This window comes from Actinophytocola sp., from assembly GCF_035712165.1.
Lineage (GTDB): Bacteria > Actinomycetota > Actinomycetes > Mycobacteriales > Pseudonocardiaceae > DASYTH01.
Genome location: NZ_DASTBH010000445.1, coordinates 1 through 10,392 on the forward strand (window position 1 = coordinate 1; position 10,392 = coordinate 10,392).

11 protein-coding genes are annotated in these 10,392 nt (G+C 70.3%); 8 read left to right on the forward strand and 3 right to left on the reverse strand.

Annotated features, from left to right (window positions below):
- The first annotated feature begins 360 nt into the window (after positions 1 to 360).
- The 6 genes from VFO68_RS24895 (at position 361) to VFO68_RS24920 (ending at position 4,279) form a co-directional block, all read left to right on the forward strand.
- On the forward strand, positions 361 to 843 hold the full coding sequence (locus tag VFO68_RS24895; RefSeq protein ID WP_325160798.1) for a flagellar protein FlgN: 483 nt from the start codon (positions 361 to 363) through the stop codon (positions 841 to 843).
- Positions 843 to 2,216 (forward strand): flagellar hook-associated protein FlgK, encoded by a 1,374-nt coding sequence (gene flgK, locus VFO68_RS24900; RefSeq protein ID WP_325160799.1) that lies wholly within the window; start codon positions 843 to 845, stop codon positions 2,214 to 2,216. Before VFO68_RS24895 ends, flgK begins: the two co-directional genes overlap by 1 nt.
- A gap of 2 nt (positions 2,217 to 2,218) precedes the next feature.
- Positions 2,219 to 3,103, forward strand: coding sequence for a flagellar hook-associated protein FlgL (gene flgL, locus VFO68_RS24905; RefSeq protein WP_325160800.1), 885 nt, complete (start codon positions 2,219 to 2,221; stop codon positions 3,101 to 3,103).
- A complete protein-coding gene (gene fliW / locus VFO68_RS24910; RefSeq protein ID WP_325160801.1) occupies positions 3,100 to 3,558 on the forward strand; it encodes a flagellar assembly protein FliW in 459 nt (152 codons plus the stop codon). The genes flgL and fliW overlap by 4 nt, the downstream gene beginning before the upstream one ends.
- Before the next feature lie 16 nt (positions 3,559 to 3,574).
- Positions 3,575 to 3,814: a carbon storage regulator CsrA gene (gene csrA / locus VFO68_RS24915; RefSeq protein WP_325160802.1), complete on the forward strand. Its 240-nt coding sequence runs from the start codon at positions 3,575 to 3,577 to the stop codon at positions 3,812 to 3,814.
- Between the two features lie 249 nt (positions 3,815 to 4,063).
- Positions 4,064 to 4,279 (forward strand): hypothetical protein, encoded by a 216-nt coding sequence (locus VFO68_RS24920; RefSeq protein WP_325160803.1) that lies wholly within the window; start codon positions 4,064 to 4,066, stop codon positions 4,277 to 4,279.
- Here VFO68_RS24920 and VFO68_RS24925 read toward each other — a convergent pair.
- Together VFO68_RS24925 and VFO68_RS24930 are read right to left on the reverse strand one after the other, a co-directional pair.
- Positions 4,261 to 4,977: a response regulator transcription factor gene (locus tag VFO68_RS24925; protein WP_325160804.1), complete on the reverse strand. Its 717-nt coding sequence runs from the start codon at positions 4,975 to 4,977 to the stop codon at positions 4,261 to 4,263. The two genes, VFO68_RS24920 and VFO68_RS24925, sit on opposite strands and share 19 nt — an antisense overlap.
- On the reverse strand, positions 4,974 to 6,773 hold the full coding sequence (locus VFO68_RS24930; protein ID WP_325160805.1) for a sensor histidine kinase: 1,800 nt from the start codon (positions 6,771 to 6,773) through the stop codon (positions 4,974 to 4,976). The genes VFO68_RS24925 and VFO68_RS24930 overlap by 4 nt, the downstream gene beginning before the upstream one ends.
- Before the next feature lie 287 nt (positions 6,774 to 7,060).
- Between VFO68_RS24930 and VFO68_RS24935 the strand changes: the two genes are divergently transcribed.
- A complete protein-coding gene (locus tag VFO68_RS24935; protein ID WP_325160806.1) occupies positions 7,061 to 8,899 on the forward strand; it encodes a sensor histidine kinase in 1,839 nt (612 codons plus the stop codon).
- Positions 8,900 to 9,197: 298 nt separating this feature from the next.
- Here the strand turns inward: VFO68_RS24935 and VFO68_RS24940 are convergent, their stop codons facing one another.
- Complete coding sequence (locus VFO68_RS24940; protein ID WP_325160807.1) at positions 9,198 to 9,812, reverse strand: fasciclin domain-containing protein; 615 nt, start codon at positions 9,810 to 9,812, stop codon at positions 9,198 to 9,200.
- A gap of 145 nt (positions 9,813 to 9,957) precedes the next feature.
- On the opposite strand from VFO68_RS24940, the gene VFO68_RS24945 reads away from it, so the two are divergent.
- Positions 9,958 to 10,368 (forward strand): DUF4383 domain-containing protein, encoded by a 411-nt coding sequence (locus VFO68_RS24945; RefSeq protein ID WP_325160808.1) that lies wholly within the window; start codon positions 9,958 to 9,960, stop codon positions 10,366 to 10,368.
- Positions 10,369 to 10,392 lie beyond the last annotated feature (24 nt).

Below are 10,392 nucleotides of genomic sequence, written 5' to 3' on the forward strand. Positions count from 1 at the left end.
CGAGCCGCATTCACCAACGCCTCAGAACCCGCAGAAAACAGATCCTCACGCCGAACATGAGCCGGAACCCGCGCCAGAATCTCACGCACCAGGTGACCCACCAACGGCAAGTTAGCCTCGGCCGCCGCCTTCGCATCGAACGTCGTCTTGTTGGCTGACTGGTGCTGCATGGCGGTTGTCCTCTCGATGGCCCCGGTGCTTGCTGCCCGGCGATATCGAGAGTCGAGGTGAACGGGTGTAACTCCGGATCCCGTTCGGTTGCCGATCGGTGGCAGGGCCACTAATCCTCAGATGGCCGGGCCGGGGGCCGATTGGGACCGCAAGACGACCACTCGTGCACGGCCTAGGAGGGCATCCGGGATGAGCCTCATGGAGACGTCCAACATCCTGTGGAGGCAGCGCGAGCTGCTGTCCACACTGCTGTTCAAGTTGGACGCCGAGAGCATGATCCTGACCGCGGGCCGGACCCGCTGGCTCGGCTCGGCGACCTACGAGGTCGAGCTGGTGCTGGAGCAGGTGCAGGCCAACGAGCTGCTGCGCGCCACGGCGTTCGACCATGTCGCCGCCGAGCTGGGCCTGCCCGTCGGATCGAGCCTGGGCGACCTGGTCGCCGTGCTCGACGAGCCGTGGCGGGAGGTCTTCGCCGAGCACCGCCGGGCGTTGATCGGCCTGTCCGCCGAGATCGACGCGGCGGTGCGGGCCAACCGTGAGCTGCTCACCTCCGGGCAGCGCGCCACCCAGGAGGCCCTGCGGGTGGTCAGCGGGGCGTCCGGTCTGTACGGACCGGACGGAGCCGTCGCCGCCGTGAACTCCGGCGCCCGACTGATTGACGAGGCTGTTTGATGAGCACTTTCTCCGGACTCAACACCGCGCTCTCCGCGCTCAAGGCGCAGCGTCGCGGCCTGGAGCTGGCGGGCCAGAACATCGCCAACGCCAACACCGAGGGCTACAGCCGGCAGCGGCTGGAGACCACCGCGGTCGGCGGCTCGGTCCCGGCGATGTGGGCCACCCCCAGCCCGCACGACGGCGGGGTGAACGTGCTGGGCACGACCCGGATCCGCGACGTCTACCTGGAGACCAGGGGACAGACCGAGCACGCCAGGCAGGCGCTGCTGAACGGCCGGACCGATGTGCTCTTCGACATCGAGTCGGCGTTCGAGGAGCCCAGCGACACCGGCCTGCAGGCCAGGCTGACCGAGCTGTGGGCCGGGTTCACCGACGTCGCCGACTCCCCCGGTGACTCGGCCGCCCGCAACCAGCTCCTCGTGCGCGCCCAGATCGTGGCGACCACCCTGAACACGATGCACACCGGGTTCGCCAACCGGTACGAGGCGCAGCGGACCGCGCTCAACGACACGGTCACCGACATCAACACCGCGACCGCCCAGCTCGCCGACCTCAACGACAAGGTCGTGAAGGGCACGGCGGCCGGGCTCGACGTCAACGAGCTGACCGACCAGCGCGACCTGGTCGTGCTGCGGCTGGCCGAGCTGGCCGGCACGATCAGCACCCGCGACCCCAACGGCGCGGTGCACGTCTCGCTCGGCGGCGCACCGCTGGTGACCGGCAACACCGCGCGGGCCCTGGTCGTCGGCGGATCCGCGACCCTGGCCGGGCAGGCCGGCAACCCGATCGCGGTGCGCTTCGCCGATGACGGCACGGCCGCTCCCGGACCGGGTGGCGAGGCCGGCGCGCTGGTCGAGTCGCTGAACATCACGCTGCCCGCCTACGCCGCGGCGATGGACAACGTGGCCGCCTCCCTGACGAACAGCGTCAACGCCGTTCAGCAGGGCGGTTACACCACGACCGGCACCGCCGGGGCGCCGTTCTTCAGCGGCACGACGGCGGGCACGATCAAGGTCGCTCTCACCAACCCCGACGACATCGCCGCGTCCGCGAACCCGGCACTGGCGCTCGACGGTGGCAACGCGGACAAGCTCGCCGAGCTCGGCCGGCTGCCCGGTGGGGTCAGCGAGATCTACGCCGCGGTCGTGGCCCGGATCGGCATCGAGGCGAGCACCGCCGCCCAGCTGTCCGACACCCAGGACGCCATCACCGACCAGGTCGACTTCGCCCGCCAGTCGGTCGCGGGCGTGAACATGGACGAGGAACTGACCGCGATGCTCACCTACCAGCGGTCCTACCAGGCCGCCTCCCGGGTGATGACCGCGGTGGACGAGGCACTGGACACACTGATCAACCGGATGGGGAACTAGCCATGTCGTTCCGGGTCACCGAGCAGTCCATGTCGGCCAGGGTGCTGACCGGTCTGCAGAACAACCAGGGCCGCCTCGAGCGGCTGCGCGAGCAGATGGCCAGCGGCAAGCAGATCTCCCGGCCGTCGGACTCGCCGACCGGCGCCGCTGCGGCCCTGCGGCTGCGCGGCGACATCGCCGCCAAGGAGCGCTACATGCGCAGTGCGACCGACGGCACGGCCCGGCTGTCCACCGCCGAGGGCTCGCTGAACACCGCGAGCAGCATGCTCAACCGGGCCCGCGACCTGGTGCTGCAGGGCATGTCGTCGCCGGCCGTGGACAACCCGGCCACCCGGGCCGCGATCGCCAAGGAGCTCGACGGGCTTCGCGACGGGTTGCTGTCCGTGGCCAACACCACCTACCTCGGCCGTCCGGTCTTCGGCGGCACCACCGCCGGTCCCCAGGCGTTCGACGCCAGCGGCACCTACATCGGGGACAACGGCGAGGTGCAGCGCCGGATCGCGGACAACGTGCAGGTCCGGGTGGACGTGCCGGCCTCCGCGTTCGGCACCGGCGCCAACCAGCTGTTCGGGGTGCTCGACTCGATCTCGGCCAACCTGCGAACCAACCCGTCCGCGGTAACGGCTGACCTCGATCGGTTGGATTCTGGGATCGAGAGCGTCAACTCCGCGCTCACCGCGGTGGGCACCCGTTACAGTCAGCTCACCGCGGCCAGTGACGCCGCCCAAGCCCAGTCGGTGCAGCTGAGCACGGACCTGTCCGAAGTCGAGGACATCGACCTGGTGCGGGCGATCATCGACCTGCAGAGCCAGAGCGTCGGCTACGAGGCGGCCCTCGCGGCCACCGCGAAGGTGACCACGCCGTCGCTGCTGGACTTCCTGCGATGAGCGTGCTGGTCGCCACCCGCCCGCGAGGAGGAACGGTCACGGACAGCACCACGGACAGGACGACCCCGGCCATCGGGGACCTGCCGACCATCGAGTTCCGCGCGCCGATCCCCGGCTTCCCGGAGCATCGCGAGTTCGTGCTGGTCAGCTCCTCCGACGACGACCCGGTGTACACGCTGGTGTCGGTCAGGCAGCCGGTGCTGCGGTTCGTCGTGGTGCCGCCGGCCCCGTTCTTCCCGGACTACGCCCCGGAGATCGGCGAGCAGGTGCTCGAGCAGCTGGCCACCACCGACCCGGCCGACCTGCTGGTGCTGCTGATCGTGACCATGGGCGACACGCCGGCCGGAGCCACCGCGAACCTGCTGGCCCCGTTGGTGGTCAGCCAGTCCACCCGACGTGCGGTGCAGGTCATCCTGACCGAGGATCTCCCCATCCGGGCGCCGCTGCTGCACTGACGGAAGGACTCGTCCCATGCTGGTGTTGACCCGCCGATCCGGTGACAGCATCCGGATCGGGGACGAGATCACCGTCACTGTGCTCGACATCCGCGGCGACGTGGTGCGGGTGGGCATCCAGGCCCCCCGCTCGGTCGCCGTGCACCGCGACGAGGTCTACCGCGAGCTGCGCAAGGCCAACGAGGAGGCGGCGGTCGCCGACGAGTCGGCGGCCGCCGTGCTGTCCGCGGCCCTGCGCCGGCCCCGACCGTCCTGAGCGCGTCCGGTCCGCGGGCAGGCCCCGTCTGCCCGCGGCCTCTGGCGTCCCGGCACGCCCTGAGTTCCGGGCATTTTCCCCGCATTCGCCGCACCGGCGGCAACCGAATGTTTCGCAGGTCAACGGCACTTTCCAGGCGCCAGGGTTGTACTCGGGGAGCGCTTCGGGTGCGGACCGGTTGCAGGGGGCCCCAGTCCCTTTAAATCCCCCGTTCGGGTCGTCAGTATGGAATCTCGAAGGGAGCTTCACATGACAATGTTGTTTCTGCTGATGGTTCCGGTGGTCGCGTTCGTCGCCTACCGGTTGTCCAAGGCGAACAAGACCGTGTCCCGGATCCTGTCCGAGGAGCTCGGCGGTCCACTTGAGCCGGCCCGTCCGGCCGTCGTGCCCATCGCGGTCGTGGCCGAGCAGCCGCGCTTCGTCGGGAGTCCGCAGTGGACCGGGCGTCAGCTCGGCCGGTCGTAGCGGTACCCGACACCGCGTACGGCCTTGATGGGGGACGCCGCCGCACTGGCGTTGTCCCAACCGAGCTTGCGCCGCAGCCGCAGGACCGCGAACTTGACCCGGTCCGGGGCGAGACCCGTCGGGTCGTCCCAGGCGTGCGTCAGCAGCTGCTGCGCCGACAGCACCGCGCCCGCGTGCTTGACCAGCACGTTGAGCAGCCGGAACTCGGTGTTGGTCAGTTGCACCTCCTGCTCCCCCTCCGGCGTGTTGACGTGTACGGCCCGCGCCTTGCGGTTGATCCGCACCAGACCGTCGTCGTAGAAGTCCGCCCAGTCCCCCGCCGCCGCCTCGGCCGGGCGGCCGGAGCGCCGCAGCAGCGCCTCCGCCCGGGCCAGCAACTCGTTGTTGGTGAACGGCTTGGTCACGTAGTCGTCCGCCCCGGCCCGCAGCCCGCGCACCTTGTCCGCCTCCTGACCGTGCGCGCTGATCATCAGCACCGGCAGGTCGGCGAGATCCCGGATCCGCTCCAGCACCGTCCAACCGTCCATTCCGGGCAGTCCGATGTCGAGCAGGACGAGATCCGGCTTCTCCTCGTGCACCATGCGCAGGCCGCTGCGCCCGTCGGTGGAGGAGATGAACTGGTATCCGGCGCGCTCGAACACCAGCCGCAGCGCCAGCAGGATGTCCGGCTCGTCCTCCACCGCGAGAATCTTGGTCATCGGGCACTTCCTCGGTCCGGCAGGTTGATTCGCACGGTCGTCCCCCCGTCCACCACGCTGCGGATCTCCAGCGTTCCGCCGTGCAGCTCGACCAGCTCCCGGCACACGGCCAGGCCGATCCCGCTGCCCGGAATCCCGGCCGCCTGCGCGTTGGAGCCGCGCTTGAAGCCGCGGGTGATGCCGGCCAGCTCGTCGGCCGGAATCCCGATGCCGGAGTCGACCACCTCCGCCAGCCACCGGTTGCCGTCATGACTGGCCCGCACCAGCACCGAGCCGCCCGAGCGGCTGAACTTGATGGCGTTGCCGATGATGTTGTCCATCACCTGGTGCAGCCGGTTGGCGTCGCCGAGCAGCGCCGGGCCGGGCTTGGTGTCGCTCTTGAGCATGATGCCCGTCTCCGCGGCTTCCGGCCGGTGCTCCTGCACCACGTCGGTGACCAGCCGCACGAAGTCCAGGGACTTTTTGCGCAACGGCAGCTGCCGGCTCTCCAGGCGGGCCAGCAGCAGCAGGTCGTTCACCAGCGCCAGCAACCGCTTGGTGTTGCGCGCGATCACGTCACAGGCGCTCTGCTGGCTCTCGTTGAGCGGACCCATGGCCGGGTCGCCGAGCAGCTCGGCGAAGCTGAGCACGGCGGTGAGCGGGGTGCGCAGCTCGTGCGAGACGGTGGCGAGCACCTTGTTCTGTGCTGCCTGGTCCGGCTGGTTCGCCAGCGCCGCGGCGGTCATCGAGGCGTCCTGGAAGGACCACAGCGAACCGAGGTTGACCGCGCCGTCGAGCAGCGGCGCCCGGCCGAGGTCGAGCACCCGGCCGTCGGCCAGGTCCAGCTGGGTGGACCGGCGCTTGTGCGTGGTGGTGAACAGCGTCAGCCGCCGCAGGGTGGCCTGTTCGTCCAGGCTGACCTTGGCCACGGCCCGAAGGGCGTCCTCGAGATGAGCGCCGATCCAGCCGCCGGCCCGGGTGCCCACCAGCCGGGTGAAGTTGTCGTTGGCGAGGCAGACCAGGCCGCGCTCGTCCACCACCAGCAGGCCGGCGGCCGCTCCGTTGACCAGTTCGCGGGTGCGGGCCCGCTCGGCGCGCTGGTCGGTGACGTCCTCGCCGTAGAGCACGACGGAGTGCACGCCGGGCGCCGAGACCAGGTTCACGAACGTGGTCTCCAGCACCCGGTAGGAGCCGCTCGCGGCGCGCACCCGCAGGTCGACGGTGTGGTCGGCGCTGCGTCCGGTGAGCACCTCGACGTAGGCGCGCAGCGCGGCGAAGTGGTCCCGCGGGTCCACCAGGGACAGTGGCGCCTCGGCCGGAACGAACGCCCTGGGGTAGCCGAGCACCCGGCTCATCGCGTCCGAACGCACCAGCCAGCGGTCCGGCATGAGCTGCACCACAACGGACCGGCCGTACCGCAGCAGCCATTCGCTCGGGCCTTCGGCCGGGCGGCTGCCGGACCTGATGGTGGCCGACTCGATCACCGCCAGCGCCGAGTTGAGCCGGTGCAGGTGGGCTGCGCTGACCCATTCCTTGTCGCCCGGCCGGGCGAGGTCGACCACCAGCAGCTCGGCGCCGACACCCCGGGACGAGGCGCCGATCAGGTGCCGGGAGCGCCGGCCGGCCCACGAGGTGACCTCGGTCGCCGCCGGCGTGCGCTGCCCGGGCAGCTCGCGGCTGGCGTCCCAGATGGACGCCACGGTGCGCGGCCGGCGGGACACCGAGTGCACACCCTGGGTGCCGCGCAGCGCCCGGGCCAACTCGTCGACGACCCCATCGGTCTGGTGTGGACCGGACAGCAGCTCGGAGGCTTTCACAACGAGATCGACGACCTGAACGGCCGCCGTGTCGGGGCTTACCGTAGTGCGGTTCGGGTCCGTCACCCGTATCCCCTTTGTGAACCATTGCCGCGCCGATTCCTGGCGAACTCATCGTTCAAGGTACGACCGTGTCGCACCTCAGGCACTACCGATCTGCTGCGTTGCGACTGGTTCACTCTGATGGGAGTTTGTCTGCACTGCACCCGGGCAATTCTGTGACGATTCCCGGGCGCACCGCTGAATATGTAACACCTGTGAGTGAAAGCTAGGGAGGTGATGTTGGGATGGAACAGGATCTGGTCGACTCGACCTGGCCGGAGCCGCTGGCCCGCCGGATCGGGGCGCTCGTGGGCATGCTGGCCGACGCCCACCGGCCCGGCACTGTCGTCGTGCCGGAGGTGGTGCGCGGCCTCATGTCGATTCCGGGAATCCAGGAGGCGTCGCTCACCGACCGGGACGAGCCGGTCGACCCGTCGTTCCCCACCCGCATCGCCGTCGGACGCGGGCACCTGCTGAACCTGCGCGGCCCGAACGCCACCCGGCCGGACGTGATCCAGGCCGTCAACCTGCTCGTCGAGGCACTGTCGGTGCGGCTGTGGGAGGTGCCGGTCACCGAGCCGGCCGTCGAGCCCGGCGCCCTGGTCGCGCCGCAGTCCGACGACCAGCTCGAGTTCTTCCGGTCCATCGGCCGGCACGCCCCGTTCTTCACCGCCGTGCACGACCCGGACGGCAGGCTGCGCTGGCTGTCCCGCACGCCCACGGAGAAGACCGCGCGCGGCGACACCCAGCTGTCCGTGCTGCCGGAGTGGGTGCACCCGGACGACCGCCGCCGGCTGGACGACCTGCGCGCCCGGCTGGTGGCCGAGCGGCGCGAGGTCGGCGAGCTGGACACCCGGATCATGGGCGCGGACGACGACTGGCGGCACGCGCACGTCGTGGTGCGCAACCTGACCGACGACCCGGCCGTGCGCGGCCTGGTCACCTACGCCAGCGACGTGACCGCGCTGCGGCAGAGCGAGTTCAGCCAGCGCATCGGCTCGGCCCGGCTGCGCACCCTGATCGACTCGATCGACGTCGCGATCGTCGTGGTCGACGAGAACATGCGGATCGCCGAGATCAACCCCAAGGCGTTGCAGCTGTTGCAGGTCAACGCGGCGCCGCGGAGCGTGGTCGGCAACACCGTCGCCGAGCTGGTCGAGCTGGCCGATCGGGGCATGGCGTCCGGCTCGGTGCTCAAGATCGCCGCCGACTTCGCCGACCGCAGCATCAACGGCGGGGTTCCGGTGCACGGCGAGGAGCTGCACCTGGGCGACCTGGTGGTCGAGGCGGACTACCTGCCGATCGATCTGGACGGCACGGTTCGCGGTCACTTCCTGGTCGGCCGGGAGGTCACCGGCCGGGTGGCGGCCCAGCACCAGCTCGAGGCCCGCAACCGCGAGCTGCACCACCTCGCCACGCTCAAGAACGAGTTCCTGGCCACGGTGTCGCACGAGCTGCGCACCCCGCTGACCGCCGCGTCCAGCCTGCTCGAACTGCTCGGTGACGACGAGGACAAGGCCGCCCCGGTGCCGGTGGACATGGTGGACGCGTTGCGCCGCAACAACTCTCGCCTGCTCACCATCGTCGAGGACCTGCTGCTGCTTGCCCGGTTCGAGTCCGGGCAACTGCCGTTGGAGACCCGGCCGATGTCCATCGGCACGCTGTTCAGCCAGACCCTGGCGCCGCTGCGCGCCGAGGCGGCCCAGTACGGCATCTCGATCGTGGAGAAGTCCGACCGCGAGGACGTGCACATCAACGCCGACCCGCACTGGCTGGCCCGCATGATCCGGTACGTGGTCTCCGGCTCGTTCACCTCCGGCCGGCCCGCGTCGCGGATCTTCCTGCGCGGCGAGATGGGGCGGAAGTACTACACGCTGACGGTGTCCGGCGACACCCTGCGCACCGCCGACAACGGCCCGCGCAACGCCAGCGGGGAACGCGACCGGATCGGCATCGGCCTCGGGCTGACCCTGGCCCGGGCGATCGCCGCGCGGCACGGCGGCGAGCTACGCATCGCCGGCCACGCCGAGGGCGCCGCGGTGCGGATCTCGATCCCGGTCTGCCCGGCCCCCGGCGACGACTAGGTGTACTGCCTGCAGAGGTTGCGGGACCTCCCTGCTCGACCAACAGCTACCTCAGGGGACCGTGGCGGCACCCAGCCACAATCCACCACAAGCCCGCACTCTTCGCCGGAACGCAACAACCGCATAAAAATTCCGGAGAGGCGGAAGAGGTGGCGGAAGAGAGGATCGCGGCGCCGGGACCGGGACTGAGGGGAGTTCGTGCCGGTCGTTCCGCCGCGCGCCCACGTGAGGCGACGGGGCGCCGCGATCCTCGGGAGGTGCTCGCCGGCCGGACGAAGGGTACCGGCGAGCGGGGTGGTCAGGCGGCGGGCGGCATCAGCACCGAGTCGATCAGGTACACGGTGGCGTTGGCGGTCTTCACGTTGCCGCAGACCACCTTCGCATCGTTCACCGTGTAGTCCTGGCCACTGCCGGCGGTGCTGACCTTGTCCTTCTCCAGGGTCTCGAACGAACCGGCGGACAGGTCGCTCGGCGCGACGGACTTGCCGACCACGTGGTAGGTCAGGATCTTGGTCAGCGCGGCCTTGTCGGCCAGGACCTGGTTGAGGGTCTCCGGCGGAATCTTGGCGAAGGCCTCGTTGGTGGGGGCGAACACCGTGATGTCCTTGGCACTGTTGAGGGTGTCCACCAGACCGGCCTGCTGGACCGCGGCGACCAGAGTGGACAGAACCGGGTTGTTGGACGCGGCGGTGGCGACCGGATCCATGGCCATGCCCTGGAAGCTGCCCGGACCGTCCTTGGGCACGGCGGCACAGGCGGCGCCGAACTCGCCGCTGGCCGCGGTGGCGGTGCTGGTCATGGGATCGCCGGCCGAGCCGGTGTTCGGGGCCGCGCTTTCATTGGCGGCACAGGCCGACGCCATCAGCAGGGCGGCCCCACCGAACACCGTTGCGACCGTACGTGACACGCGCATGTCACTGCTCCTTGAAATCGAGGTGGAGTCCTTCCACCCCGGCATTCGGCGCGGTGGCCGGTGCAGATTGGCGAAAACTCGCACCAATCCCTCGACGGGTCGGGTTCGAATCGCCCGTTGACCCACACCTCGTCGAGGAGGACACATGTCTCGCAGCGTCAACCAACTCGTCGGATACGGATTCGGCGCGACCTATGTCGTGGTCGGCCTGCTCGGATTCACCGTTTCCGGTGAACACGCGTTCGCCGGTGAGCACGGCGGGCACCTGCTCGGCATCTTCGCGGTGAACGGACTGCACAACGTGGTGCACCTGCTGGTCGGGGCGGCGCTGATCGCCGCGGCGGCCGCCGGCACCGCGGTGTCCAAGGCCGTCAACACCGTGGTCGGCGCCGTGTACCTGCTGGTCGGAGTGGTCGGGGTGCTGATCGGTTCCGGCTCGCTCAACCTGCTCGCGCTCAACGCACCGGACCACGCGCTGCACTTCGCCAGCGCGGTCGCCCTGATCGCCATCGGGCTGGCCGCCGACCGGGTGCGCAACCCGGCCATGCACGGCTGACGCCCTGCCTGGTCAGCCCGGGGC